This is a genomic window from Pseudomonas defluvii (assembly GCF_001695625.1).
Lineage (GTDB): Bacteria > Pseudomonadota > Gammaproteobacteria > Pseudomonadales > Pseudomonadaceae > Aquipseudomonas > Aquipseudomonas defluvii.
Window position 1 is genome coordinate 1 of record NZ_MBPN01000076.1, and the last position, 26,754, is coordinate 26,754.

Sequence of the window (26,754 nt, forward strand, 5' to 3'; positions counted from 1 at the left end):
TGCGGGTCATTTCAGTTAAGCAACCGACAACGGCCTACCATGCGCACCAGTCAATATTTGCTCGCCACCCAGAAAGAAACCCCTTCCGATGCAGTCGTCATCAGCCACCAACTGATGCTGCGTGCAGGCATGATCCGCAAGCTGGCATCCGGCCTTTATACCTGGCTGCCGATGGGCCTGCGGGTAATGCGCAAGGTCGAAGCCGTGGTGCGCGAGGAAATGAACGCTGCCGGCGCCCTGGAAGTGCTGATGCCAAGCATCCAGCCTGCCGAATTGTGGCAGGAGTCTGGCCGCTGGGAGCAGTACGGCCCGGAGCTGTTGCGCCTGAAGGATCGACACAACCGTGAGTTCTGCGTCGGTCCAACCCACGAAGAAGTCATCACCGATCTGGCCCGCAACGAGCTGAACAGCTATAAACAGCTGCCACTGAACCTGTACCAGATCCAGACCAAATTCCGTGATGAGATCCGCCCACGCTTCGGCCTGATGCGTGGCCGTGAGTTCATCATGAAGGACGCCTACTCCTTCCATACTGACCAGGCTTCCCTGCAGCAGACCTACGACCGCATGCACCAGGCCTACTGCAATATCTTTACTCGCCTGGGCCTGAACTTCCGGCCGGTAGAAGCTGATACCGGCTCCATCGGCGGCTCCTACTCCCACGAGTTCCACGTGCTGGCCGAGTCGGGTGAAGACGATGTGATCTTCAGCGACAGCTCCGACTACGCAGCGAACATCGAAAAAGCCGAAGCGACTCCACGGGAAACGGCTCGCCCTGCCCCTACCGAGGAACTGCGCCTGGTCGATACGCCAGATACCAAGACCATCGCCCAACTGGTCGAAGGCCACGGCCTGCCGATTGAGCGCACCATCAAGACCCTGATCGTTCATGGCGCCGAAGAAGGCAAGCTGGTTGCCCTGGTTGTACGTGGCGACCACGAACTGAACGAAATCAAGGCCGCCAAACTTGAGCAGGTCGCTGACCCGCTGGTCATGGCCAACGACGCCGAACTGCGCGACGCCATTGGTGCTGGCGCCGGCTCCCTGGGCCCGCTGAACCTGCCACTGGAGTGCATTATCGACCGCTCCGTAGCCCTGATGAGCGATTTTGCCATCGGCGCCAACATCGACGACAAGCACTACTTCGGCGTGAACTGGGAGCGCGATCTGCCGGTTCCGCAGATCGCTGACCTGCGCAACGTCGTGGAAGGCGACCCAAGCCCTGACGGCAAAGGCACCCTGGTCATCAAGCGCGGCATCGAGGTCGGGCATATCTTCCAGCTCGGCACCAAGTACAGCGAAGCCCTGAAGTGCCAGGTGCTGGGCGAGAACGGCAAGCCTGTAACCCTGACAATGGGCTGCTACGGTATTGGCGTATCCCGTGTCGTTGCGGCTGCAATCGAGCAGAACTATGACGAAAACGGCATCATCTGGAGCGATACCCTCGCCCCGTTCCAGATCGCCCTGGTACCGCTGCGCTACGAAACTGAGCAGGTTCGTGAAGCGACCGACAAACTGTATGCCGACCTGACCGCTGCCGGCTTCGAGGTTCTGCTGGACGATCGTGACAAGAAGACCAGCCCTGGCATCAAGTTTGCCGACATGGAACTCATCGGTATCCCGCACCGGATCGTAATCAGTGATCGCGGCCTGGCCGAAGGCAACCTGGAGTACAAGCACCGCACCGAACGCGATGCTCAGCCTCTGGCGCTGGCCGATGCCCTGTCGTTCCTGCAAGCTCGCATCCGTCGCTGACAGCCAACGCAAGAGTAATCATGTTCAAGCGAAGTACCTTTACCTTGGGGGGCACCGCACTGTGCGGTGCCCTGCTCCTCAGCGGCTGCGCCAATCAGATGTCACAGCGTAGCGAGCACGAGGAGCGCATCGAGCGCAAATTGCTCGAGCATAGCCTGCAGATCGATGTCGGGGAGCCCAAGGTGCTTGAGCTGCCACAACGCCGCGTGCGCATTCAAGAGCAGAAAAACTTCGAAGTCACCGAGTTTGAAGTGACGCGTCGTTACGATCGCTACACCCCCTATCAGCCCTGGCGGGAAATCTATGAGATCCCGCTGGGTGCGGTCGCGGTGGTAGCCGGTGTAGGCGCGAACATCGTCAACGTCTTCACACTGGGCAATCTGCCAGACAGCGTTACTCACGACTGGCTCAGCTATGGCTTCGCTGGCCTGAACCCATTCATGAACACACAATCCAACGGTCGCGCCCAGCAGAACCTGGCCGGTATCGATGAGGTTCAGAAGGACAAGCGCCAGGAAAAAACCAGCCTGCCCTGGAGCGAACGCCCCGTGGAGATCAAGGCAGGCAAGCTGACACATGAGCTGACTACCGACCGTAACGGTATTCTGCGCCTGAACCTGCTTGACGACCCCTTCACCGACCAAAACCTCAGCCATGTCGGCACCTTGCATCTGCAAGTAACCGATGAGGAAAACAACGTCCGTGCCGATGCCAGCCTGCTGCTCAGCAGTACGCTGCGTGGCAAATTGGTAGAAGCCCACGACCTGATTTTCGACGACCTGGAAGACGATGAAGTCAGCCAATGGGTTCATCGCGTCAAGCGTCTTTCAGAACTGGGCATGGAAGAAGAGGCGAGCGAACTGGAGCAGAGCCTGATCGAGCTGACCCGCAACGATCCAGAACTGCAGCAGGAGTTCCTCAAGTCACTGACCACAGAAGCCGGCCGTCTGGTTGCCGATCCTGGCGCTCACTGATTACCTGACCGATGAGTAGTGGGTACGTGCCTGACGTGCCCCACCTCAATCGAGCGAAAACAGCTCTAGTTGCTCATGCGCCCCGCGCAAATCCTGCAAGCGCACCCCAATCCCAAGTAGCCTCACAGGCTTGCCGCCACGGGCAAATGCCTGGCTCATCAGATGCTGATAGCTCTCCAAGTCGCGGCTTGCCCCCGCCTGCTCCAGCGTGGTCTGAGTAAAGTCATGGAACTTGACCTTGACGAACGGTTTACCCGGCCGATAACTGCTATCGATACGCGCCATGCGACCTGCCAGTGCATCCAGCAATGCGGGTAATTTATCCAGACAACTTGCCAGATCGGGCAAGTCGGCATCATAGGTGTTCTCAACACTGACCGACTGACGCCGACAATCATTCTGCACGGCGCGCTCATCAATGCCCCGCGCCAAATTGAAAAGTCGCTCGCCAAAACTGCCAAACTCGCGCACCAGCGCCAAGCGACTCCAATCGCGCAACTCCAGGCAATTGACAACGCCCAGCCGACCGAGCTTGTCCGCCGTTACCTTGCCGACACCATGCAGCTTGCTCACCGGCAACACCGCGACAAATTCCTCAACCTGCGCAGGCGTAATCACAAACAAACCGTTGGGTTTGCGCCAGTCACTGGCGATCTTGGCCAAAAACTTGTTGGGCGCCACTCCCGCCGAGACCGTGATGTGCAAACGCTGGGAAACCCGCCGACGGATATCTTCGGCAATGCGCGTGGCGCTACCGGAAAAGTGCGGGCTGTCTGACACATCCAGGTAAGCCTCATCCAGAGACAGGGGCTCGATGAGATCGGTGTAGTCGCGGAAGATGTTTTGTATCTCACGCGATGCTTCTTTATAAGCATCCATGCGCGGCTTGACGATCAACAAGTCTGGACACAGCTTTAGCGCATGCCGTGATGACATGGCAGAGCGCACACCGAAGGCCCGGGCCTCATAGTTACAGGTCGCAATGACCCCTCGCCGCTCGGCAGCGCCGCCGACCGCCATAGGCCGACCCGCCAAGCGGGGGTCATCGCGCATTTCGATGGCGGCATAAAAGCAATCGCAGTCGATATGGATGATCTTGCGTTGAGGCATGATTGGCCAAGCAACCCGTAAAAAGAGTGCTCGCAGTATCTCACCCTGTTGCCGAGCCGTGCACCCGACAGGATGCAAAACCCGGCACAAGCCATGGCCCGCCTGCCTCGCAGGGCATTACAGGCTGGCTAAATATTTGAACGAAAAGGTTTTTTTCCACATCGCTATTGACAGCATCGCGCAAAACTGTAGAATCTCGTTCCACAGACGCGGGATGGAGCAGCCTGGTAGCTCGTCGGGCTCATAACCCGAAGGTCGTCGGTTCAAATCCGGCTCCCGCAACCAAACGTCTGAAAAAGGCCACTTTGAAAAAAGTGGCCTTTTTTTTTGCGCTCGTCATACGCCCCCCCTCTCCGCCCTACTCCAGGGCAGCATGAAACTTCTTTAACCAACCCGGTGCATCGCATAAGCATCATGACAGGGTAATATTCTGTAAATCTTTTCCACAGGGATTGGTAACTTGACTGGGTACTTCCATCCTGTCGCGCACAATCCGATAGGTGATTGATGCGCACTCACACCACTGAGATCGAGACTTCCGTAACGGCAGCACAGCCAATTGCGCCGCAGCGCTTGCGCTGGCTTGAGCGCGTCAGCAAGTACCGCCAGCCCATTGGCCTGACTGTAACCTTGTTGCTGTTCGGCATTGCGCTGGTGGCTTGCCGGCACATGCTCAACGAGCTGGATATCTATGCGCTGCACGACTCACTGCTGAGTGTTCCATTGCCATCACTTGGTGGTGCACTGCTGGCTACCCTGATCGGTTTTATCATCCTGCTCGGTTATGAGTGGTCGGCCAGCCGCTATGCCAATGTGAAGCTTGCCCCCCAAACCCTGGTACTGGGTGGCTTTACTGCTTTTGCCATTGGCAACGCCATTGGCCTGTCGCTGCTGTCTGGTGGCTCCGTGCGCTATCGCCTCTATGCGCGGCATGGTCTGGGAGCGTCCGAGGTGGCGCGCATGACCTTGTTCGCCAGCCTCTCCCTGGGTTGCGCGCTACCGCCGCTGGCCGCGCTCGCGACCCTTAGCGACCTGCACGCTGCGTCTACGGCGCTGCGCCTGCCAGCGAGCCTGCTGGCGAGCCTTGCGGTACTGGTTCTCGCGCTAAGCGCGCTCCTTGCGTTTGGCCTTTACCGTCGACGCCTGCCCGAACAACCCATTGCCGATAACCTGCTGGTTCAGATTGGTCGACGCACCTTGCGCCTGCCAGGCGTTCGACTGACCGCACTGCAACTGGTCATTACTGCACTGGATGTCGCCGCTGCAGCCACAGTGCTTTATCTGCTCCTGCCAGAAGCACCGCCCTTTGGGGCCTTCCTGCTGGTTTACCTCATCGCACTGGCTGCTGGTGTATTGAGTCATGTTCCCGGCGGCGTTGGTGTATTTGAGGCCATTCTGCTGGCAGCCTTCGCCAACCAATTGGGTGCTGCCCCACTGGCTGCCGCACTGCTGATTTACCGACTGATCTATGTAGTGCTTCCTCTGCTGCTGGCTTGCGTAGCGCTGCTGGCCACCGAGGCGAGACGCTTTCTTTTTGCCCGTCAAGCCATGCGGGCGGCCTCCGGCCTTGCCGCGCCAGTACTGGCGGTTCTGGTGTTCCTTTCCGGTGTGGTCCTGCTGTTTTCGGGTGCTACCCCTGAGATTGACACCCGCCTGGAACACATGGGCTTCCTGGTACCCCATCGGTTAATCGACGCATCTCACTTCGGCGCCAGTTTGGTTGGCGTACTCTGCCTACTGCTGGCCCAAGGGTTGCGTCGGCGCCTTTCGGCAGCCTGGATGCTAACCACCATCCTGCTGCTGGTGGGCGCTTTGCTGTCCTTGCTCAAGGGTTTCGACTGGGAAGAGGCCAGCATTCTGATCCTCACCGCATGCCTGCTGGCGCTGTTTCGTCGCTCGTTCTATCGCCCCAGCCGCCTTCTGGAGTTACCGTTTTCACCTGTCTACGTCGTCGCCAGCGCCTGCGTACTGGGTGCCTCGATCTGGCTTCTGCTATTCGCCTATCAGGACGTTCCTTACAGCCATCAACTGTGGTGGCAATTCACCCTGGATGCTGACGCACCGCGCGGCCTGCGCTCGGCGCTGGGCAGCGCAGTACTGCTGGTGATCGTTGCACTCACGTGGCTACTGCGCACCGCCAAGCCTGTCATTCACCTGCCAAACGACGACGAACTGCAGCGCGCCAAGCACATCCTGCTCGCCTCGGACCAGCCCGACGGTGGCCTGGCCCTGACCGGCGACAAGGCCCTGCTGTTTCACCCCGATGACAATGCCTTCCTGATGTACGCACGTCGCGGTCGCAGCCTGGTCGCCTTGTATGACCCCATCGGCCCTGCTCAACAACGTGCCGAGATGATCTGGCAGTTCCGCGACCTCTGCGATGTTCACCACGCCCGCCCGGTGTTCTATCAGGTACGCGCGGAGAACCTGCCGTTCTATATGGACATCGGCCTGACCGCACTCAAGCTGGGCGAAGAAGCACGCGTCGACCTCAAGCGCTTCGACCTTGAAGCCAAGGGCAAGGAAATGAAGGATCTGCGCTACACCTGGAACCGCGGCAGTCGGGACGGGCTGACCCTGGAAATTCATGAACCAGGAGAAGCACCGCTGGAAGAACTGAAGGTCATATCCGATGCGTGGCTGACCGGTAAGAACGTACGTGAGAAAGGCTTCTCACTGGGCCGCTTCAGCGCCGATTACCTGCAGCACTTTCGCATTGCCTTGATCCGGTTCGAAGGCCGTCCGGTGGCGTTCGCCAACCTGCTGGAAACCCACAGCCATGAACTGGCCAGCCTTGACCTGATGCGCGCGCACCCAGAAGCACCGAAGCTGACCATGGAATTCATGATGATCGGTCTGATCCAACACTATAAAAAACATGACTACGCTCGTTTCAGCCTGGGCATGGTGCCCTTGTCCGGGCTACAACCACGGCGTGGCGCACCACTGACTCAACGATTGGGCTCATTGGTTTTTCAGCGCGGCGAACAACTCTACAACTTTCAGGGCCTGCGCCGCTTCAAAGACAAGTTCCAGCCCGACTGGGAACCCCGTTACATGGCCGTACCCGCAGGACTTGATCCGCTGGTAGCGCTGGCCGACACTGCCGCCCTGATCGCCGGCGGCCTGACTGGATTGGTGAAACGCTAATGATTCGACGCTATTGGCTGTACGCACTGACAACCTTGGTGGCAGCCCTGATTGCCGTCGCCTTGGGCTTCTGGCTCTGGACACGACCAGCACCACAGGCACAACTGGAACACCTGTCACTGCAAGACGGTAGCCCCGTGACCCGTACAACGCCTGGCACCCAAGCCAAGGCCCGCGTGCTCGTAGCCGTCTCTCAGGATCAAACCCTGAGTGATAAACAACTGCTCGACCTGAGCCAGAGTGGCAGCGCCCAACTCGTTCAAGTGATCCTGCCGGTCACCGACTGCGCTAAACAGCAGCAGGTTGTGCAGGAGGCGCTCAAGCAACTTCAGGGCGACGCCACTCTGGTTGCGGGCATCGGCCCTGGCGCCGCACAGGCATGGCGCTGGCTGTCCGAACAGACAAACGACAAGGCTCAGGCGATTTCGGTCGATTTCACCCTTGAGCAGGCAGGCTGCCCTGCCCCTCTGCCGAAGTCAGCCGCGCACGGCCACTGGAGCGTGGCCTGGAACGACAATCCGGATGACGCCAGTGCGGCCTTCGTCCGTGATCAGCAAAATGCAGAAACCAGCATCAGCGACTACGACGTCCACTTGCCTCAAGTACTCAAGGCTCAACTGACCCAGGCACTGATTGGTCAGGACGGCAACGCCATGAGCATCCCGGTTGTTGAAGTACCTGCCGGGCAGACGGCTGACACCGTAACGCTGTTCCTCTCCGGTGACGGCGGCTGGCGCGACCTGGACCGGGACGTCGCGGGTGAAATGGCCAAACTGGGGTACCCGGTGGTAGGTATAGATACCCTGCGTTACTACTGGCAGCACAAAACTCCAGAGCAAAGCGCCGTCGACCTGTCCGAGTTGATGCAACACTATCGCCAGAAATGGGGCACCAAGCGCTTCGTACTCACGGGCTACTCCTTCGGCGCCGACGTGCTGCCGGCAATCTACAACCGCTTACCCAGCGAAGATCAAAAGCGCATTGACGCAGTGATTTTGCTGGCCTTTGCCCGCAGTGGCAGCTTTGAAATCGAAGTCGAAGGCTGGCTGGGCAATGCTGGCAAAGAGGCGCCAACCGGCCCGGAAATGGCCAAATTGCCCGCTGCCAAGGTGCTTTGTGTCTATGGCATGGAGGAAACCGACGAAAGTGGCTGTACCGAAAGTACGGCCGTCGGCGAGCGGCTCAAGCTGCCGGGCGGCCATCACTTCGACGAGAACTACCCGGCCCTGGCTAAACGCCTGATCGACGGCATCGAAAACCGTCAAGGTAAAACCAACGTCGCCGAACAACAGTAAGTCGACTGTGCAAACGGGCTCCCAGCGGAGCCCGTTTTTTTTGCCCGTTACATTTCGACCTGGGTTCCCAGTTCAATCACGCGGTTAAGCGGCAGGTTGAAGAAGCGCAAGTTACTGTTGGCATTCTTCAGCAGGAACGCGAACACCGTCGCACGCCACCGCGCCATCCCCACAAGACGCGAAGCGATCACGGTCTCCCGGCTGAGGAAGTAGGTGGTGCGCATTGGGCTGAAGTCCAGTTCCTCGAGATGACACAACTTCAGTGCTGCAGGCACATCTGGCTCGTCCATGAAGCCGAAGTGCAGAATGACCCGGTAGAAGCCCTCACCGTAGGCCTCGACCTCAAAGCGCTGCTGGGCAGGCACGCGCGGCGCATCCTCGTTGACTACAGTCAGCAGCACGACCTGTTTATGCAACACCTGGTTGTGCAACATATTGTGCAGCAGCGCATGGGGCACGGCATCCGCCCGTGCAGTGAGGAACACAGCAGTACCTTCAACCCGATGGGGCGGCTGCACGCGGATACTGCTGATAAAGATCGGCAGCGGCAGGCTTCCTTCATCCAACCGTTCAACCAGAATCTGTTTACCGCGCTTCCACGTGGTCATCAACATGAACAGGACAACACCCGCCAAGACCGGAAACGCGCCACCCTGGAAAATTTTCGGCACGTTGGCGGCAAAGAACAGCCCGTCGACCAAGAGAAAGCCTACCAATACCGGTACAGCCAGAACCGGTGGCCACTTCCACAACAGCAACATGACAGCAGAAACCAGCAAGGTCGTGATCAGCATGGTCCCGGTCACGGCTACACCGTAAGCGGAGGCCAGGGCACCCGAGGACTCGAAACCGAGCACCAGCAAAATCACCCCGACCATCAGCGACCAGTTCACGGCGCCGATATAGATTTGCCCTTGCTCGTCACTGGAGGTGTGCTGGATGTGCATACGCGGCACATAGCCAAGCTGGATCGCCTGGCGAGTCAGGGAAAAGGCCCCGGAAATCACCGCCTGGGAGGCAATGACCGTCGCCAGCGTCGCCAAACCGACCAGAGGTATCAGCGCCCAGTCCGGTGCCAACAGGTAGAACGGATTGCGTGCGGCATCCGGCGTCTCCAGGATCAAGGCACCCTGACCAAAGTAATTGAGCACCAGCGCTGGCAACACCAGGGCAAACCAGGCCCGTGCAATGGGCTTGCGACCAAAATGCCCCATGTCGGCATACAGTGCTTCAGCACCCGTCAACGCCAACACCACCGCCCCAAGAATCGCTACGCCCATACCGGGATGCACAATGAAGAAGCGTACCGCCCACAGGGGATTGAGCGCCTGAAGCACTTCAGGCCGCTGAACAATGCCATGCACGCCAAGCGAAGCCAGTACCAGAAACCAGGCAACCATCACCGGACCGAACAAAATGCCGATTCGAGCCGTGCCATGACGCTGGATAAGGAAAAGCCCCACCAGAATGACCAGCGCCACCGGAATGACCCAATGGCCGATGCCCTCGAAGGCCAACTCCATCCCCTCGACAGCCGACAGTACCGAGATTGCTGGGGTGATCATGCTGTCGCCGTAGAACAGCGCCGCACCGAACAAACCGAATACCACCAGTAACGTGCGCAGTTTCGGATACGGAGACGCTGCTCGTCGGGCCAGCGCCGTCAGCGCCATGATCCCGCCTTCACCCTGGTTATCAGCCCTCAGGATGAACAGCACGTACTTGATGGACACAACCCAAATCAGCGACCAGAAGATCAATGACAGAATACCCAGTACTCCATCATGGTTGACCGGTACCCCATAGCCGCCGGAAAAGACTTCCTTGAGGGTGTACAAAGGGCTGGTCCCGATATCACCGTAAACCACCCCGACCGCTGCCACCAGCAGGCTTAGCGGTTTTGCCGCCGACTGCCCGGTATCGGCATGACTGCTTGCCTGAACCATCAACCACTCCCGCAACCAAGCCCCTGAAGCCTGAGAAATTCGCGCCAGATGCTAGCATTTATGCAATCCGCGAACGGTGACCCGCAGCAACTGACATCAACGCTGGCACAACGCCGCGAAGCATAGCGCAGCGTTCGTCGTATTTCTGCTGGTCAAGTAGGATTACGCTCGCTAGAATTGCGCACTTTTTGATCAGAGGCGCCCAAACGCCCGCCAAGGTTGTCGCGCCATTCGGCCTGGCAACCTCTTCAACACCGAGGTTAGTCATGTCCACCACCCCTACGCCCACCACGCCCAAGGTTGGCTTTGTTTCCCTGGGTTGCCCCAAGGCCCTGGTCGATTCCGAGCGCATCCTGACCCAACTGCGCATGGAAGGCTACGAAGTCGTGCCCACCTATCAGGATGCCGATGTGGTAGTGGTCAACACCTGTGGTTTCATTGATTCGGCCAAGGCCGAGTCGCTGGAAGTGATCGGTGAAGCCATTGCCGAAAACGGCAAGGTGATCGTCACCGGCTGCATGGGTGTCGAAGAAGGCGCCATTCGCGACGTACACCCAAGCGTACTGGCCGTGACCGGTCCGCAACAATATGAACAAGTGGTCAACGCCGTCCACGAAGTGATTCCGCCCAAGCAGGACCACAACCCGTTGATCGACCTGGTGCCACCACAAGGCATCAAACTGACGCCCCGCCACTACGCCTACCTGAAGATTTCCGAAGGCTGCAACCACAGCTGCAGCTTCTGCATCATCCCGTCGATGCGTGGCAAGCTGGTCAGCCGCCCGGTGGGCGAAGTGCTGAGCGAGGCAGAGCGCCTGGTCAAGGCCGGCGTCAAGGAGCTGCTGGTGATCTCTCAGGACACCAGCGCCTACGGCGTCGACGTCAAGTACAAAACCGATTTCTGGAACGGTCGCCCGGTCAAGACCCGCATGCTCGAACTGTGCGAAGCACTGAGTAGCCTTGGGGTCTGGGTGCGCTTGCACTACGTCTACCCGTATCCAAACGTCGACGACGTGATCCCACTGATGGCCGAGGGCAAAATCCTGCCGTACCTGGACATTCCGTTCCAGCACGCCAGCCCGAAAGTGCTCAAATCGATGAAGCGGCCGGCCTTCGAAGACAAGACCCTGGCACGCATCAAGAAATGGCGCGAGCAGTGCCCAGAGCTGATTATCCGCTCGACCTTCATCGTTGGCTTCCCGGGTGAAACCGAGGAAGACTTCCAGTACCTGCTCGACTGGCTCAGCGAGGCCCAGCTTGACCGTGTCGGCTGCTTCCAGTACTCGCCCGTCGAAGGCGCACCGGCCAATGACCTGGGCCTTGAAGTCGTACCAGACGACGTCAAGCAGGATCGCTGGGACCGCTTCATGGCCCATCAACAGCAAATCAGTGCCGCACGCCTGCAATTGCGAGTTGGCAAGGAAATCGAAGTGCTCATCGATGAAGTCGACGAGCAAGGCGCCATTGGCCGCAGTTTCTTCGATGCGCCAGAGATCGATGGTGTGGTCTATGTCGAAAGCGACCGCGACCTCAAGCCAGGTGACAAGGTGCAGTGCCGCGTAACCGAAGCCGACGAATACGATCTGTGGGCCGAAACCCTCTGATCAACCGCGTCTGAAAAAGCCCTGCCAGCGATGGCGGGGCTTTTTTACGGCTATGGTTTCCTCATCCCACAGAGGAGACCCTTGAAATGCCCCAGCTTCATCGGGTTCAAACCCCCAGCTTCAACGACTACCCAGAACTGATCCGCGTCTGGGAAGCCTCGGTGCGCGCCACCCACGACTTTCTGCCGAACGACTATATCTGCCTGCTGCGCGAGCAGATGCGCAAACAGTATCTCGACGCCGTCATACTGATCTGCTGCAAAGACCGCCAGCAGCGTATCAGCGGTTTTGCCGGGGTTGCCGCCGGACGCGTGGAAATGCTCTTCGTTGATCCGGACTACCGCGGCCAGGGCGTAGGCAAACAACTATTGCGCTACGCCATCGAGCACCTGAATGCAGAGCAACTGGATGTCAATGAACAAAACCCACAGGCGCTAGGCTTCTATCTCAAACAAGGCTTTGAAATCATCGGCCGATCAGAAACCGACGGCATGGGACAACCTTACCCCCTACTCCACTTAAGGCTTGTTCATACACTGTCTTTAACTTCAGGCTGACAGCCAACGTAGTACTACTCCGAAATAGGGCAAAACCGCGCTATCGACGAATGTTGCCGGGATTAACCGGGACCAGCCGGGTACAATGGTGGCCTTTCCCTGTGCCACGGCTGTCGTCATGTCTGAACCCATTCGTCTTTCCAAACGCCTTATCGAAGTTGTCGGCTGCTCCCGGCGCGAGGCAGAGCTGTTCATTGAGGGTGGCTGGGTCACAGTGGACGGCCAGATCGTCGACGAACCACAGCACAAGGTCAGCAGCGAGCAGGTCGAACTGTTGCCCGGCGCCAAGGCCGAAGCACTGGAACCGGTCACCCTGTTGCTCAATCAACAACCCGAAGACACCCTCGACAGCGCGTTGGACAGTATCAATGCGCTCAGCCTGTCCGAACTGCACCGTTACGGTAAGCGCCCACTCAAGGGCCATTTCAGCCGCCTGACGAGTGCCGCCCTGCTCCAGGAAGGTGCCAGCGGGTTGCAGGTGTTCAGCCAGGACTGGCGGGTATTGCGCAAGCTCACCCAGGACATTGCCAAGCTTGAGCAGGAGTATGTCGTCGAAGTCAGTGGCGAGATCATCGCCCACGGCCTTGAACGACTGAACCGCGGGGTGATCTGGCAAGGCAATACACTGCCGCCGGTCAAGGCCAGCTGGCAGAACGAAACGCGCCTGCGCATCGCACTGAAAAACCCGGCACCCGGCGTCATCGTGCAGTTGTGCAAAAGTGTCGGCCTGAGCGTTGTCAGCATGCGCAGGCTTCGCCTCGGCGGCGTAGCCATGGGCAAGTTGCCTCTGGGCCAATGGCGCTATCTGGCGGCTCAGGAAAAGTTCTAGCACCACAGGCGCTACCACTCGGGTGGCGCCCCCGATCAGGATTGTTCTCATGATTCACAACGATGTACTGCGCAGCCTGCGCTACCTGCTGGAAATCAACGACGCCAAGCTGATTGAACTCATCAAGCTGGGTGGGTTGGACGTCAGCAAGGCCGACATCGCCACCTACCTGAAAAAAGAGGATGAAGAAGGCTTCGTCCGCTGCCCGGATGAAGTCCTGGCGCATTGCCTTGACGGTCTGGTGTACTTCAAGCGCGGCAAGGACGAGAGCCGCCCGGCCCTGCCGATCGAGCTTCCGGTGACCAATAACATTGTCATGAAGAAATTGCGTGTCGCCTTTGAGCTCAAGGAAGAAGACCTGCACGCGATTCTCAAGGCCGTCGACTTCCCGGTTTCCAAGCCAGAGCTCAGCGCACTGTTCCGCAAGGTCGGGCACAGTAACTACCGCCCCTGTGGCGACCAGTTGCTGCGCAACTTCCTCAAGGGCCTGACCCTGCGGGTACGTGGTTGAGGCGCCGATGAACCACAGTGTCGCCCCCGTCGGCATCCTGCACTCCTGTTTCAAGGAAAAGTTTGCCATCCCGCGTCAACCCCAACTGGCGCCAGCCGCGCGCGGGGTGCTCGAACTGCTACCGCCGTTCGATCAGGGCGATGCAGTCGCCGGTCTTGAGCAGGTCAGCCACATCTGGCTGCTGTTCCTGTTCCATCAGGCATTGGAGGACAAACCTCGGCTGAAGGTGCGTCCGCCACGCCTAGGAGGCAACAAGTCCATCGGGGTGTTCGCAACGCGCGCCACCCACCGCCCTAACGGCATAGGTCAGTCCGTTGTCAGGCTGGAGAAGGTTGAACCGGGTCGGTTGTTCCTCTCCGGTATCGACCTGCTGGACGGCACCCCCGTGCTGGATATCAAGCCGTACGTTCCCTATGCCGACAGCATTGGCGATGCGGTGAATACGATGGCCAGCGCCCCGCCCGCACCGATCCAGGTGGAGTGGAGCGACCAGGCATTGCATCAGGCACAAGAGCACGCCTTGCGTCTCAGCGAGCCGCTGGCAGAGCTGATCGAGCAATGCCTGGCGCAAGACCCGCGCCCGGCGTACCAGGTTCCCCCCGCCGAGCGAATCTACGGCGTAAAGTTCTGGGATGTGCAGGTGCGCTGGCACTATCCCCACCCGGACATGATCCGGGTGCTGGAAGTCGTGCGCGAGCCATAGTCCCGAACCAGCAAGGTGTAAAAACGAAAAAAGCAGGCCTAAGCCTGCTTTTTTTCGTTCAAACCGCGAGATTACTTCTCGACGAATGCCCGCTCGATCAGATAGTCGCCCGGCTCGCGCATACGCGGCGAGACCTTCAGACCGAAGCTGTCGAGCACTTCACTGGTTTCATCCAGCATGCTCGGGCTACCGCAGATCATCGCGCGGTCATCTTCCGGGTTGATCGGCGGCAGACCAATGTCGCTGAACAGCTTGCCGCTGCGCATCAGGTCAGTCAGACGCCCCTGGTTCTCGAATGGCTCACGGGTTACGGTTGGGTAGTAGATCAGCTTGTCACGCAGCGCCTCGCCGAAGAACTCATTCTGTGGCAGGTGCTCGGTGATGAACTCGCGGTAGGCGACTTCGTTCACATAGCGCACGCCATGAACCAGAATGACTTTCTCGAAGCGCTCGTAGGTTTCCGGGTCCTGGATGACGCTCATGAACGGCGCCAGGCCGGTACCCGTGCTCAGCAGGTACAAGTGCTTGCCCGGCTTCAGGTCGTCAAGGACCAGCGTGCCGGTAGGCTTCTTGCTGATGATGATCTCATCGCCTTCCTTGAGGTGCTGCAACTGCGAGGTCAGCGGGCCGTCCGGCACCTTGATGCTGAAGAACTCGAGATGCTCTTCCCAGTTTGGGCTGGCAATAGAATAGGCGCGCATGAGCGGACGGCCATTAGGTTGTTGCAGGCCGATCATCACGAACTGACCGTTCTCGAAGCGCAGGCCCGGATCACGGGTGCACTTGAAGCTGAACAGGGTGTCGTTCCAGTGATGGACACTGAGAACACGTTCGTGGTTCATGTTGCTCATGTATAGGGCTCCTGAAGAAAAACGCGGCGCTAACCGTGAGCGCGATTGCGCAATAGTTTAGTGGCAGCGACAATATCTGTTAAATGAATTATCAAGATATGTCTTATCGGTTATATAGATATGCGATTTACGCTTCGTCAGCTTCAAGTCTTCGTCGCCGTAGCCCAGTACCAGAGCGTCTCACGCGCCGCTGGCATACTGGCGTTGTCGCAATCCGCCGCCAGCACATCAATCACAGAGCTTGAACGTCAATCCAGTTGCCAGCTCTTCGACCGTGCCGGCAAGCGCCTCAGCCTCAACGCACTGGGTCAGCAACTGCTGCCTCAGGCCGTCGCACTGCTCGACCAGGCCAAGGAAATTGAGGACCTGCTCAATGGTAAGTCCGGGTTTGGCTCCTTGGCTGTCGGCGCTACGCTGACGATCGGAAACTACCTCGCTACGCTGCTGATCGGCAGCTTCATGCAGGTTCACCCTGAAAGCCAGGTCAAACTGCACGTGCAGAACACGGCGCATATCGTGCATCAGGTAGCGCACTACGAAATTGACCTGGGTCTAATCGAAGGCGACTGCAACCACCCGGACCTGGAAGTTCAGCCTTGGGTCGAGGACGAACTGGTAGTGTTCTGCGCCCCCCAGCACCCCTTGGCGCAGCGCGGCCAGGCCAGCCTTGACGAGCTGACACGGGAGGCATGGATTCTGCGCGAGCAAGGCTCAGGCACTCGCCTGACCTTCGATCAAGCGATGCGCCACCACCGCTCGGCACTTAATATCCGCCTTGAACTGGAACATACCGAAGCAATCAAACGTGCAGTGGAATCAGGGCTGGGCATCGGCTGCATTTCCCGCCTGGCCCTGCGAGACGCCTTTCGCCGAGGCAGCCTGGTAGCCTTGGAAACCCCCGAGCTTGACCTCGCCCGACAGTTCTACTTCATCTGGCATAAACAGAAGTACCAGACCTCGGCGATGCGCGAATTCCTGGAGCTATGCAGAACCTTCACGGCCGGGGTGCAGCGCAGCGACGAAATCGTGCTACCCCGCATTCCTTAAAGCAGGATTACCGCCCAGACCAGGCCGACCATGCTCAAGGCTACCAACTGTGCAGCACTGCCCATGTCCTTGGCGTTCTTCGACAGTGGGTGGCGCTCAAGCGAGATACGGTCGATTGCTGCTTCCACTGCCGAGTTCAGCAACTCGACGATCAGGCCGAGCAGGCAGACAGCGATCAGAATCGCCCGCTCGGCACGGCTGACCTGAAGCCAGAACGCCAACGGGATCAACACGACATTGAGCAATACCAACTGGCGAAAGGCTGCTTCGCCGGTGAAGGCAGCACGCAAGCCATCGAACGAGTAACCAGCAGCATTGAAAATACGCTTGAGGCCGGTTTGGCCCTTGAATGGCGACATAAAAAACCACTTCATCCTTAAAAACGCTGAAGGCTAGTTCAGCTCGGGTCAAAAAAGCGTGAAGGCAGACGGCTTTAGCTACCCGAAACAGACTCAAGTTGTTGCAGCAGCAAGGCCGCCTGAGTACGAGTACGCACACCCAACTTGCGGAAAATCGCCGTGACGTGCGCTTTGATGGTCGCCTCGGAAACACTCAATTCATAGGCGATCTGCTTGTTCAGCAAACCTTCGCAGACCATGGTCAGCACCCGGAATTGCTGTGGTGTCAAACTGGCAAGCCCTTCACTGGCAGCCTTGGCTTCAGCTGAAACATCAACTTTCTCGAACGCCTGAGGCGGCCACCAGACATCACCATCCAGAACCTTGCGCACGGCGTCCTGAATCGTCTCCAGCGGGCTCGACTTCGGAATAAAGCCGCTAGCACCGAATTCACGAGACTTCACTACCACCGATGCCTCTTCCTGAGCGGAAACCATCACCACAGGAATCTGCGGGTACTGCCCGCGTAGCAGGACCAAACCGGAGAATCCGTAGGCGCCTGGCATATTGAGGTCCAGCAACACCAGATCCCAGTCGGCCTTTTCAGTCAATCGGGTTTCCAGTTCGGCGATGCTCGCCACTTCCACCAGCCGCACGTCCGGGCCAAGGCCCAACGTCACGGCCTGGCGCATCGCACTGCGAAAAAGTGGGTGGTCATCGGCAATCAGGATTTCGTACGTGGCCATCGATCTAATGATCCTGTTCTATGCAGGCGCGCTAAAGACCGGACGCCTGGCGGGGAGCAACTCAAGGCTTGGGAGGCAGTACCACATGCCAAAATGGCGTAACGAGGCGATAAAAGTGTTTCAAGCTTCGTCACAACTGAATCGGCGCCAAGGATGCCGAGCTCAGACCGGGTGGTCAAGTTCGGCACCTTGCGGCGCTGCCTGCGTGCTCATTATGAACCGAACACACTGTGGACGCCCTTGTACTATAGGAAGGGCTGCAGCCGTTGATGCACTTCATCCTGTTCATCGACAGGACGGCGGAACTTGGCGCCCAGGTAGTGCGCACTGAAGACATCCAGATAGGCATCAAGCGCCTCGGCAGCTCGCTGATCGGCGGCCAACTCCAGACACATGGCAGCCACTTCGGCGGTACAAAAATGATCATCGCGCTTGGACCGACGCAGACGATAGCGTGACAGTTGCTCAGGTTGCAGGCTCAGTACAGGGAAGCGGTCCAGGTACGGGCTCTTGCGAAACATTTTTCGCGCCTCGGTCCAGGTCGCATCCAGCAAGATGAATAGCGGCCGCTTGCCAGGTTCACGAACAACCTCGGTCACCACCCGTTGCGGCTCGACAAACTCCCCCGGGAACACAATGTAAGGCTGCCAGTGAGGCTGTTCCAGCAGTGCCAGCAACTGCTCATCCACTGAGGTGCGCTGCCAGCCAAAAGCCGTCGTGTCGGCAATGATGTCGGCAATCAACCATCCCGTATTGGTCGGTTTCAGTGGCTCGGTATCATGCATCAACAGGCACATGGCCGACTCGGCGGCAACCCGTGGCTTCCACGCACACAGGCAATGGCTGTCAATGACTCGACAGCCTGGGCAACGAGGCGCACGCGAACCACGTGCAACAAAAGGTTTGACGCTGCGGGCCAGGCGATCGGCTCGCAGACGGGAGACAGCATGGGTCATGGATGGCACAACGAAGGCAGGAGACAATTGACGCAGTTTACCAGAGGCCGTCAGCCACCGAGTGTTTTTGCCATGGAGCCGGGCTCTGTGCTCCCCTATAATCGCCAGCCTATCGATGCGCGCTGGCGCAAACAGGCCTGCCGATGGTGGAACGCAACGCAAGAGCGCAGGTCCAACCGCCAGTTACCGAACCAGGAGAAATTCATGCTGCGCTTTATCGCCCCAACCCTCGGCCTGTTGCTGGCTCTGCCTCTGGCGGCAAATGCTGCTTCGCTGCAGGACTATGAGCTTGGCAAAATGCTGGACAAGGTTGCCAAGGAAAGCAGTGTTGGCACACCTCGGGCGATCAACGAGGACATTCTCGACCAAGGTTACACCGTTGATGGCAAGGAACTGATCAACCATTTGAGCGTACGAGAAAGCCATGCGCAGCAAATGCGAGCGAACCCGGATATGGTTCGTGGACAATTGGGCGCCAGCGTCTGTCGTAACACGGGCTACCGTCAGCTACTGGCGCGCGGCGCGGTTCTACGCTACGAATTTACCGAGTACAAAACCAATCGCCCAATAGCCGTACAGCGCTTCAACGCCTCCGACTGCGGCCTGAGCCAGAAAAAGAAATAATCTGGTTACCCCTCACTAGCGCGCCGCTGCTCTTCATCGGCACGCAACTCGGACACGAGTGCCTGGATGTAACGCGAACGACACTCTCCCCCTTCGAGACGTCGCAGGCACTCCTCCTCAAGGCTCAGGTCACCGGCCTGCGCTGCAATTTGCAGCGACGCATATAACTGTGTATCCACATCCAGAATCAACCGACGCATAGGTTATGCCTCCCTGCACTCAAACACTGTGATCGTCCTTGAAGTTAATCAGATTGCTCTGCTAATTGGATCCGATCAGATGAGCGGTCGACATCTGCACCTGAAACGACATGAATCCATGATCGTTATGCTATGAAGAACAGGTCATCACGACAGCATGAACACCCGACAGGGTCTAGATTAATAACCAACCACCACTTTTATTTCGGGCACAACAAAGAGGCGTATCCACACCCGGTACACTACTGCCTCTGGCGGCAACAATAGCCATACCGATAATCAGTGCTGCCAGTAGGCCCAGAGAGCCTATCGAGATGCCGACCTCGCAAATCGGACTGAAGCAGCCAGCAACACATGAGTGTTGCAGCCAGATCGAAATACGCGTTCTGGCCAGCAGTTTTGCTGCAAAAGGAGAAGTTGAATGCCTAACAAACCGAATGAGCTTCTTGCGAACTACTTCAAGAACAACGGAATCAACCTCGACAACGTCGACGAACAACTGAAGCTGGTCGCCCCCAACAGCCCCAACTTGTCGCTCTACCGGGACATGATGCTGACCGTCCTGCGGATGGCGCATGACGACAGCAACCGCTGGAATGCGAAGATCACCCTCCAGGCCCTGCGCGAACTGGATCATGCCTTCCGCGTGCTGGAACAGTACAAAGGCCAGCGCAAGGTAACGGTCTTCGGCTCGGCCCGAACCCCGATCGAACACCCCATGTATGGCCTGGCAAAAGAACTGGGCGCCACCCTGGCGCGCTCGGACATGATGGTCATCACAGGTGCTGGTGGTGGCATCATGGCTGCCGCCCATGAAGGCGCTGGCGTGGAACATAGCCTGGGTTTCAATATCACCCTGCCATTCGAGCAACACGCCAACGCAACAGTCGAAGGCACAGACAAGCTGCTGCCGTTCCACTTCTTCTTCATCCGCAAACTCTTCTTCGTGAAAGAGGCCGATGCGCTGGTGCTATGCCCTGGTGGCTTTGGCACGCTGGATGAAGCACTGGAGGTCCTGACCCTTATCCAGACGGGCAAAAGCCCGTTGGTACCCGTGGTACTGCTGGATGCCCCTGGCGGCTCATTCTGGCAGGACGCCCTGAAATTCATTACCCTTCAGCTGGAGGAAAACCGCTACATCCTGCCAAGCGACATGAAGTTGCTGCGCCTGGTGCACAGCACAGAGGAAGCGGTCGAAGAGATCAACCAGTTCTACAGTAACTACCACTCCAGTCGCTGGATGAAGACCCAGTTCATCATTCGCATGCATCATCGCCTCAGCGACGCAGCGATGCTCGATATTGCAGAAGTGTTTGCAGATCTACGCCAGCATGGTCATTTCCATCAACACGCCCACAGCTGCGTGGAGCTTGACGACCCGCAATTCAGCCACCTGCATCGGTTGGCTTTCGCCTTCAATGGACGCGATTACGGTCGCCTGCGCGAACTGGTGGACTTCATCAACCATCCGGAAAACTGGGCCAAACCCCAACCCATGCACACCACACAGCATGCACGGGAAGCGCTGAAGGTCACGTGAAGCTATGTGATCGAGGCTGAGTACCCGGAACGTTAGTCATCCAGACCTCGGCCGCTCAGCAAGCGGCCGACCAAGTCCATGGGGAAGCCCCGGTAAACCAGAAAGCGGGTTTGCTGGGCGCGACCGCGAGGATCGCTAGGCAATTGCCCTGCGAACTTGCGCTGCCAGACATCGAGCAATTGCGCCTGCCAGTCTACCCCTGACTCACGCAGGGCCTGCTCGATATCCGAGCGCTGCAAACCGCGCTGACTCAACTCCTCTCGTATGCGAGCAGGGCCATAGCCGGAGCGAGAGCGGTAACTGATGAAGCTTTCCAGGTAGCGAGCCTCACTGAGCAGCCCCTCGTCCGTCAAACGGTCAAGTTCCTGTTCGATCATCTCGGGAGATGCGCCGCGCTGACGCAACTTGCGCGTCAACTCGACACGACCATGCTCGCGGCGCGCGAGCAGGTCCATGGCTGTCCGCCTTACGGCGACGGGGGTATCGAGTACGACGGACATGGGCGGGATCAGAAGTCAGCGTCAGCGTCGACCAAATCGTCTTCAGGAGCGGCATCGGCGACCGCAGCCTTACCAGCAGCCTCTACCGCCCCCGGGTTCAGGAGCTTGTCGCGGATCTGCTTCTCAAGGGTGGCAGCGATCTCCGGGTTATCCTGCAGGAACTTGGCCGAGTTGGCCTTGCCTTGACCAATCTTGCTGCCCTGATAGCTGTACCAGGCGCCCGATTTTTCCAGCAGACCGTGCTGCACACCCAGGTCAATGATCTCGCCGTTGAGGTAGATGCCCTTACCGTAGAGGATCTGGAACTCGGCCTGGCGGAATGGCGGGGCCACCTTGTTCTTGACGATCTTGACGCGGGTTTCGCTACCGACCACTTCGTCGCCTTCCTTGACCGCGCCGGTACGGCGGATGTCCAGACGAACCGAGGCGTAGAATTTCAGCGCGTTACCACCGGTGGTGGTTTCCGGGCTACCGAACATCACACCGATCTTCATGCGGATCTGGTTGATGAAGATCACCAGGCAGTTGGCGTTCTTGATGTTGCCGGTAATCTTACGCAGGGCCTGGGACATCAGGCGAGCCTGGAGGCCCACGTGCATGTCGCCCATTTCACCTTCGATTTCAGCCTTTGGCACCAATGCGGCAACGGAGTCGACGATGATCACGTCAACCGCATTGGAACGCACCAGCATGTCGGTGATTTCCAGTGCCTGCTCACCCGTGTCAGGCTGCGAAACCAGCAAGTCGTCGACATTGACGCCCAGCTTGCCAGCGTATTCCGGGTCGAGTGCGTGTTCGGCGTCGACGAAAGCGCAAGTAGCACCCATTTTCTGGGCCTGAGCGATCACCGAAAGGGTCAGCGTGGTTTTACCGGACGACTCAGGGCCGTAGATCTCGACGATACGGCCTTTTGGCAGACCGCCAATACCCAGGGCAATGTCCAGCCCCAGCGAGCCAGTGGAGATGGCCGGGATCGCCTGGCGCTCATGGTCACCCATGCGCATGACAGCGCCTTTACCGAATTGACGTTCGATTTGACCCAGGGCCGCAGCCAAGGCACGCTTCTTGTTGTCGTCCATTGAAGTCCTCACGTAATCGATAGGCCCTGACGGCCAGAACACCTGTATAAGTAGCCAGTATTATTTCACAGGGTTTTGTTTCCGCCTACCCCCGAATAGCGATTTACTCCGCCCCAAGCTGTAACAAGCCGTCTAGCGCGGCGATTACCGCTTGTCGGCGAACCGCTTCGCGGTCACCCTCGAAGTGCCTGCGCTCGGCCGTCACCTGCTCGCCGTCGGCCCACGCCAGCCATACAGTGCCCACCGGCTTGGCAGCAGAACCACCCTCCGGGCCGGCCACACCACTGACCGCCACAGCAAAACGTGCCCCGCTGGCAGCCTGCGCACCTCGCACCATGGCCTCGACAACCTCCTGACTGACTGCACCAACCTGGCCGAACAACGCCGCAGGAACCCCGAGTTGGCGGGTCTTCTGTGCATTGGAGTAGGTGACATAACCGGCCTCGAACCAGGCCGAGCTGCCAGGAATTCGGGTGATCGCCTCGGCAATGCCGCCCCCCGTGCAGGACTCGGCGGTGGTCACATGAGCCTTGAAGCGACGCAGATGCTCACCCAGCCGGGCGGCAAGAACGGTAATTGGGTCCATGGCAAACTCCTTGAAAGTCTTGCGCCCTACCCTACACCAAGCATCGTGTGGCAGAAACGCTCGCGGCAGGTCACGCGACTACTGCTCCGCCCTTGCGGCATCGAGTGTCGCAGCACGCAGCAGTTTAAAGGGCATTCACAGCCGGCTGCGCTAAGCAATGAATGCAGCCGAGCGAACTTAAAATGCATGAGCATAAAGAGCATCCAACTCACTGACCCAGCATGCAATTGACATTACCCAAGCGCCAGCAATGCAGAAAAAATCCCTGTAGTATTAGGCGATTCGCAATTGTCCAAAAGACTGCTCGCTGTAAGGCCTTGAATGTCTGATCTTTCCGCACACACCCCGATGATGCAGCAATACTGGAAGCTGAAGAACCAGCACCCAGATCAGCTGATGTTCTACCGCATGGGCGACTTCTACGAAATCTTCTACGAAGATGCGAAGAAAGCCGCAAAACTCCTGGACATTACCCTGACTGCCCGCGGGCAGTCAGCGGGCCAGTCGATCCCCATGTGCGGTATCCCCTTCCATGCAGCAGAAGGCTACCTGGCCAAGCTGGTGAAACTGGGCGAGTCGGTGGTGATCTGCGAGCAGATCGGCGATCCGGCAACCAGCAAAGGGCCGGTCGAGCGTCAGGTCGTACGCATTATCACCCCAGGCACGGTCAGCGATGAGGCGTTACTTGATGAACGCCGTGACAACCTGATCGCTGCCGTACTGGGCGATGAGCGCCTCTTTGGTCTTGCAGTACTGGACATCACCAGCGGCAACTTCACCGTTCAGGAGCTCAAGGGCTTGGAGAACCTGCTAGCCGAGCTGGAACGAATCAACCCGGTGGAACTGCTGATCCCGGATGATTGGCCACAGGGCTTGCCCGCCGAGAAGCGTCGTGGCGCCAGACGCCGCGCGCCTTGGGACTTCGACCGTGACTCAGCCCGCAAGAGCCTGTGCCAGCAGTTCGCAACCCAAGACCTAAAAGGTTTTGGCTGCGAGAAGCTGACCCTGGCCATCGGTGCTGCCGGTTGCCTGCTCGGCTACGCCAAGGAAACCCAGCGTACCGCCCTGCCCCATCTGCGCAGCCTCAAGCACGAACGGCTTGACGATACTGTCGTACTCGACGGTGCCAGCCGCCGCAACCTTGAGCTGGACGTCAACCTTGCAGGCGGGCGCGACAATACCCTGCAATCGGTCATCGACCGCTGCCAGACCGCCATGGGCAGCCGTTTGCTGACCCGTTGGCTGAACCGCCCCCTGCGCGACCTGAAGGTGCTGCTGGCACGCCAGAGCTCCATTCGCTGCCTGCTTGATGGCTACCGTTTTGAAAAGCTGCAGCCACAGCTGAAGGAAATCGGCGACATCGAACGGATCCTGGCCCGGATTGGCCTGCGTAATGCCCGCCCTCGCGACCTGGCTCGCCTGCGCGATGCACTGGGTGCATTGCCTGAGCTGCAAAACGCAATGGCCGAGCTGGAGGCACCGCACCTGGCACGCCTGGCGGCTATCGCCGGCACCTACCCGGAACTGGCTGACCTGCTGCAAAAAGCGATCATCGACAATCCGCCTGCGGTGATCCGCGACGGCGGCGTCCTCAAGACGGGCTATGACAGCGAGCTGGACGAGCTGCTGTCGATGAGCGAAAACGCCGGCCAGTTCCTGATTGACCTGGAGGCTCGCGAGAAAGCTCGTACCGGCCTGGCCAACCTCAAGGTCGGCTACAACCGTGTCCACGGCTACTTTATCGAACTGCCCAGCAAGCAGGCTGAACAGGCACCTGCCGACTACATCCGTCGCCAGACCCTCAAAGGTGCCGAGCGCTTTATCACGCCTGAGCTGAAAACCTTCGAAGACAAGGCGCTGTCGGCTAAAAGCCGCGCATTGGCGCGGGAGAAAATGCTCTATGAAGCGCTGCTGGAAAACCTGATCAGCCATCTGCCGCCCTTGCAGGACACCGCCGCGGCACTGGCAGAGCTGGACGTCCTGAGCAACCTGGCAGAGCGCGCGCTGAACCTCGATCTGAACTGCCCAACGTTCGTCGACGAGCCGTGCATGCGGATCAGCCAGGGGCGCCACCCGGTGGTCGAGCAGGTACTGACCACCCCGTTCGTGGCCAACGACCTGGCACTCGATGACAACACCCGCATGCTGGTGATAACCGGTCCGAACATGGGCGGTAAATCCACCTACATGCGCCAGACCGCATTGATCGTGCTCATGGCACACATCGGCAGCTTCGTACCGGCGGCCAGTTGCGAGCTGTCGCTGGTTGACCGCATCTTCACCCGGATCGGCTCCAGCGATGACCTCGCCGGCGGCCGCTCGACCTTCATGGTCGAGATGAGCGAAACCGCCAACATCCTGCATAACGCTACCGAACGCAGCCTGGTGCTGATGGATGAAGTGGGGCGCGGCACCAGTACCTTTGACGGCCTGTCGCTGGCCTGGGCCGCAGCCGAGCGCTTGGCGCAACTGCGCGCCTATACGCTGTTCGCCACGCACTACTTCGAGTTGACCGTACTACCCGAGAGCGAACCGCTGGTAGCCAACGTGCACCTCAATGCCACCGAACACAACGAACGTATCGTGTTCCTGCACCATGTACTGCCTGGCCCGGCCAGCCAGAGCTACGGCCTCGCGGTTGCCCAACTGGCCGGCGTACCTGGCCCGGTTATTCAGCGTGCCCGCGAACACCTGAGCCGCCTGGAAACCGCGAGCCTGCCGCATGACGCAGCGCCTGTAGCCGACAGAGGCGCGCCAGCGGTGCCGCACCAGAGCGATCTGTTCGCCAGCCTACCGCACCCGGTGCTGGAGGAAATCAGCAAAACCGATATTGATAACCTGACACCTCGTCAGGCGCTCGAAATGCTCTATACACTAAAGACTCTGATCTAACGCACCGTCCCACAAGCTGATAGAATCCCGCGCGGTTTGGCGACACTGCAGATTACTAGCCTGGTCTGCAGCCATCTACCAAACCCCGCGGCCCTGTCTGGAAGGGCTGTGCTGCCGTCGCCTGAGGAGAAAATTAGAAATGACCTTCGTCGTCACCGACAACTGCATCAAGTGCAAGTACACCGACTGCGTAGAAGTCTGTCCGGTGGACTGCTTCTACGAAGGCCCGAACTTCCTGGTCATTCACCCGGATGAGTGCATCGACTGTGCGCTGTGCGAGCCTGAATGCCCGGCACAAGCCATTTTCTCTGAGGACGAAGTGCCTGAGGATATGCAGGAGTTCATCCAGCTGAACGTTGAGCTGGCTGAGATCTGGCCAAACATCACCGAGAAGAAAGATGCACTGCCCGATGCCGAGGAATTCGACGGTGTCAAAGGCAAGATCAAGGATCTGGAGCGCTAAACGCTCTCGTTCTACGCAAAAGGCCCCTACAGGGGCCTTTTCTTTTTTGCGGACAAAAAAAGGGGCGGTTTGACCCGCCCACATTTTTCCGTAGTCCCTTTATTCCCTTTCATCATCCTGATGAATCGCATCCTGCGATGTCCTTGACCCTCATCCTTGAAGGCCTGTGTCCAAATCCGTGGACACAGGGCAGATAGTAATCGCTGGAGCGCCTGGAGCAACTGGCAAAACCTCTCAAAAAAAGACCTGAGGGTTACCCAAGCAAAAATAAAAATCTTTATTTATCAAACAGATAAACAAATACCGACTGTGAAAGCGGCAACGATTTACTCGCGCCTACAGCTTTGGCTTACGCACACTGTAAGTGATCACTTACAACAGCATGCACAGTAACAACACACGGGTAGTCTTTGGCTCATACCAACATGTTTCAGCCCCGGGCGACCCGGCGCTAGCTCAACACAAACAAAAACACCCCGAACCAGTCGGGGTGTTTTT

At 58.6% G+C, this 26,754-nt stretch carries 24 protein-coding genes and 1 tRNA gene; 15 read left to right on the forward strand and 10 right to left on the reverse strand.

What is annotated here, in order from left to right; genetic code table 11:
* Nucleotides 1-39 precede the first annotated feature (39 nt).
* On the forward strand, nucleotides 40-1,755 hold the full coding sequence (locus EKA13_RS18675; protein ID WP_065760794.1) for a proline--tRNA ligase: 1,716 nt from the start codon (nucleotides 40-42) through the stop codon (nucleotides 1,753-1,755).
* Nucleotides 1,756-1,775: 20 nt separating this feature from the next.
* A complete protein-coding gene (locus EKA13_RS18680; protein WP_065760795.1) occupies nucleotides 1,776-2,729 on the forward strand; it encodes a hypothetical protein in 954 nt (317 codons plus the stop codon).
* 45 nt (nucleotides 2,730-2,774) lie between these two features.
* Here the strand turns inward: EKA13_RS18680 and dinB are convergent, their stop codons facing one another.
* The gene (gene dinB / locus EKA13_RS18685) at nucleotides 2,775-3,839 is read right to left on the reverse strand and encodes a DNA polymerase IV (protein ID WP_065760796.1); all 1,065 of its coding nucleotides are present in this window, start codon (nucleotides 3,837-3,839) and stop codon (nucleotides 2,775-2,777) included.
* 208 nt (nucleotides 3,840-4,047) lie between these two features.
* Here dinB and EKA13_RS18690 point away from each other — a divergent pair.
* The 3 genes from EKA13_RS18690 to EKA13_RS18700 all read left to right on the forward strand — a co-directional run bounded on the left by EKA13_RS18690 (nucleotide 4,048) and on the right by EKA13_RS18700 (nucleotide 8,284).
* Nucleotides 4,048-4,124: transfer RNA gene (locus EKA13_RS18690), tRNA-Met, on the forward strand.
* A gap of 222 nt (nucleotides 4,125-4,346) precedes the next feature.
* A complete protein-coding gene (gene mprF / locus EKA13_RS18695) occupies nucleotides 4,347-6,989 on the forward strand; it encodes a bifunctional lysylphosphatidylglycerol flippase/synthetase MprF (protein WP_065760797.1) in 2,643 nt (880 codons plus the stop codon).
* On the forward strand, nucleotides 6,989-8,284 hold the full coding sequence (locus EKA13_RS18700) for a virulence factor family protein (protein WP_065760798.1): 1,296 nt from the start codon (nucleotides 6,989-6,991) through the stop codon (nucleotides 8,282-8,284). Before mprF ends, EKA13_RS18700 begins: the two co-directional genes overlap by 1 nt.
* Nucleotides 8,285-8,331: 47 nt before the next feature.
* On the opposite strand, the gene EKA13_RS18705 is transcribed toward EKA13_RS18700, so the two are convergent.
* On the reverse strand, nucleotides 8,332-10,230 hold the full coding sequence (locus EKA13_RS18705; protein ID WP_065760799.1) for a potassium transporter Kup: 1,899 nt from the start codon (nucleotides 10,228-10,230) through the stop codon (nucleotides 8,332-8,334).
* 266 nt (nucleotides 10,231-10,496) lie between these two features.
* Here EKA13_RS18705 and rimO point away from each other — a divergent pair, with 266 nt between their 5' ends.
* The 5 genes from rimO (at nucleotide 10,497) to tsaA (ending at nucleotide 14,434) form a co-directional block, all read left to right on the forward strand.
* Nucleotides 10,497-11,834: a 30S ribosomal protein S12 methylthiotransferase RimO gene (rimO, locus tag EKA13_RS18715; RefSeq protein WP_065760801.1), complete on the forward strand. Its 1,338-nt coding sequence runs from the start codon at nucleotides 10,497-10,499 to the stop codon at nucleotides 11,832-11,834.
* Between the two features lie 86 nt (nucleotides 11,835-11,920).
* The gene (locus EKA13_RS18720) at nucleotides 11,921-12,391 is read left to right on the forward strand and encodes a GNAT family N-acetyltransferase (RefSeq protein WP_065760802.1); all 471 of its coding nucleotides are present in this window, start codon (nucleotides 11,921-11,923) and stop codon (nucleotides 12,389-12,391) included.
* A gap of 118 nt (nucleotides 12,392-12,509) precedes the next feature.
* On the forward strand, nucleotides 12,510-13,220 hold the full coding sequence (locus tag EKA13_RS18725; RefSeq protein WP_065760818.1) for an rRNA pseudouridine synthase: 711 nt from the start codon (nucleotides 12,510-12,512) through the stop codon (nucleotides 13,218-13,220).
* Nucleotides 13,221-13,269: 49 nt separating this feature from the next.
* Nucleotides 13,270-13,731 carry a YehS family protein gene (locus tag EKA13_RS18730; RefSeq protein ID WP_065760803.1) on the forward strand — a complete coding sequence of 154 codons (462 nt, stop codon included), beginning with the start codon at nucleotides 13,270-13,272 and terminating at the stop codon, nucleotides 13,729-13,731.
* Between the two features lie 7 nt (nucleotides 13,732-13,738).
* Complete coding sequence (gene tsaA, locus EKA13_RS18735) at nucleotides 13,739-14,434, forward strand: tRNA (N6-threonylcarbamoyladenosine(37)-N6)-methyltransferase TrmO (protein WP_065760804.1); 696 nt, start codon at nucleotides 13,739-13,741, stop codon at nucleotides 14,432-14,434.
* Between the two features lie 71 nt (nucleotides 14,435-14,505).
* Here the strand turns inward: tsaA and fpr are convergent, their stop codons facing one another.
* Complete coding sequence (fpr, locus tag EKA13_RS18740) at nucleotides 14,506-15,285, reverse strand: ferredoxin-NADP reductase (protein WP_065760805.1); 780 nt, start codon at nucleotides 15,283-15,285, stop codon at nucleotides 14,506-14,508.
* A gap of 120 nt (nucleotides 15,286-15,405) precedes the next feature.
* Between fpr and EKA13_RS18745 the strand changes: the two genes are divergently transcribed.
* Nucleotides 15,406-16,332: a LysR family transcriptional regulator gene (locus tag EKA13_RS18745; RefSeq protein ID WP_065760806.1), complete on the forward strand. Its 927-nt coding sequence runs from the start codon at nucleotides 15,406-15,408 to the stop codon at nucleotides 16,330-16,332.
* Here EKA13_RS18745 and EKA13_RS18750 read toward each other — a convergent pair.
* The 3 genes from EKA13_RS18750 to EKA13_RS18760 all read right to left on the reverse strand — a co-directional run bounded on the left by EKA13_RS18750 (nucleotide 16,329) and on the right by EKA13_RS18760 (nucleotide 18,372).
* Complete coding sequence (locus tag EKA13_RS18750; protein WP_065760807.1) at nucleotides 16,329-16,691, reverse strand: diacylglycerol kinase; 363 nt, start codon at nucleotides 16,689-16,691, stop codon at nucleotides 16,329-16,331. The two genes, EKA13_RS18745 and EKA13_RS18750, sit on opposite strands and share 4 nt — an antisense overlap.
* A 74-nt stretch (nucleotides 16,692-16,765) precedes the next feature.
* The gene (gene erdR, locus EKA13_RS18755; RefSeq protein WP_065760808.1) at nucleotides 16,766-17,416 is read right to left on the reverse strand and encodes a response regulator transcription factor ErdR; all 651 of its coding nucleotides are present in this window, start codon (nucleotides 17,414-17,416) and stop codon (nucleotides 16,766-16,768) included.
* A 245-nt stretch (nucleotides 17,417-17,661) separates the two neighbouring features.
* A complete protein-coding gene (locus EKA13_RS18760) occupies nucleotides 17,662-18,372 on the reverse strand; it encodes a tRNA-uridine aminocarboxypropyltransferase (protein ID WP_065760809.1) in 711 nt (236 codons plus the stop codon).
* Between the two features lie 204 nt (nucleotides 18,373-18,576).
* On the opposite strand from EKA13_RS18760, the gene EKA13_RS18765 reads away from it, so the two are divergent.
* Complete coding sequence (locus EKA13_RS18765; protein ID WP_065760810.1) at nucleotides 18,577-18,996, forward strand: quorum-sensing-regulated virulence factor family protein; 420 nt, start codon at nucleotides 18,577-18,579, stop codon at nucleotides 18,994-18,996.
* Between the two features lie 5 nt (nucleotides 18,997-19,001).
* Here EKA13_RS18765 and EKA13_RS18770 read toward each other — a convergent pair whose 3' ends face one another.
* Nucleotides 19,002-19,196 (reverse strand): hypothetical protein, encoded by a 195-nt coding sequence (locus tag EKA13_RS18770; protein ID WP_065760811.1) that lies wholly within the window; start codon nucleotides 19,194-19,196, stop codon nucleotides 19,002-19,004.
* 421 nt (nucleotides 19,197-19,617) lie between these two features.
* Here EKA13_RS18770 and EKA13_RS18775 point away from each other — a divergent pair, with 421 nt between their 5' ends.
* Complete coding sequence (locus tag EKA13_RS18775; protein ID WP_065760812.1) at nucleotides 19,618-20,736, forward strand: LOG family protein; 1,119 nt, start codon at nucleotides 19,618-19,620, stop codon at nucleotides 20,734-20,736.
* Between the two features lie 32 nt (nucleotides 20,737-20,768).
* Here EKA13_RS18775 and recX read toward each other — a convergent pair whose 3' ends face one another.
* From recX to EKA13_RS18790, 3 genes are all read right to left on the reverse strand, one after another.
* Nucleotides 20,769-21,236, reverse strand: a complete 468-nt coding sequence (gene recX, locus EKA13_RS18780; RefSeq protein WP_065760813.1) for a recombination regulator RecX — start codon at nucleotides 21,234-21,236, stop codon at nucleotides 20,769-20,771.
* Nucleotides 21,237-21,244: 8 nt separating this feature from the next.
* Nucleotides 21,245-22,315, reverse strand: a complete 1,071-nt coding sequence (gene recA / locus EKA13_RS18785; RefSeq protein ID WP_065760814.1) for a recombinase RecA — start codon at nucleotides 22,313-22,315, stop codon at nucleotides 21,245-21,247.
* A gap of 103 nt (nucleotides 22,316-22,418) precedes the next feature.
* Complete coding sequence (locus tag EKA13_RS18790) at nucleotides 22,419-22,901, reverse strand: CinA family protein (RefSeq protein ID WP_065760815.1); 483 nt, start codon at nucleotides 22,899-22,901, stop codon at nucleotides 22,419-22,421.
* A gap of 321 nt (nucleotides 22,902-23,222) precedes the next feature.
* Here EKA13_RS18790 and mutS point away from each other — a divergent pair, with 321 nt between their 5' ends.
* Both mutS and fdxA read left to right on the forward strand, forming a co-directional pair.
* Complete coding sequence (mutS, locus tag EKA13_RS18795; RefSeq protein ID WP_065760816.1) at nucleotides 23,223-25,793, forward strand: DNA mismatch repair protein MutS; 2,571 nt, start codon at nucleotides 23,223-23,225, stop codon at nucleotides 25,791-25,793.
* Nucleotides 25,794-25,932: 139 nt separating this feature from the next.
* A complete protein-coding gene (gene fdxA / locus EKA13_RS18800) occupies nucleotides 25,933-26,256 on the forward strand; it encodes a ferredoxin FdxA (protein WP_065760817.1) in 324 nt (107 codons plus the stop codon).
* Nucleotides 26,257-26,754 lie beyond the last annotated feature (498 nt).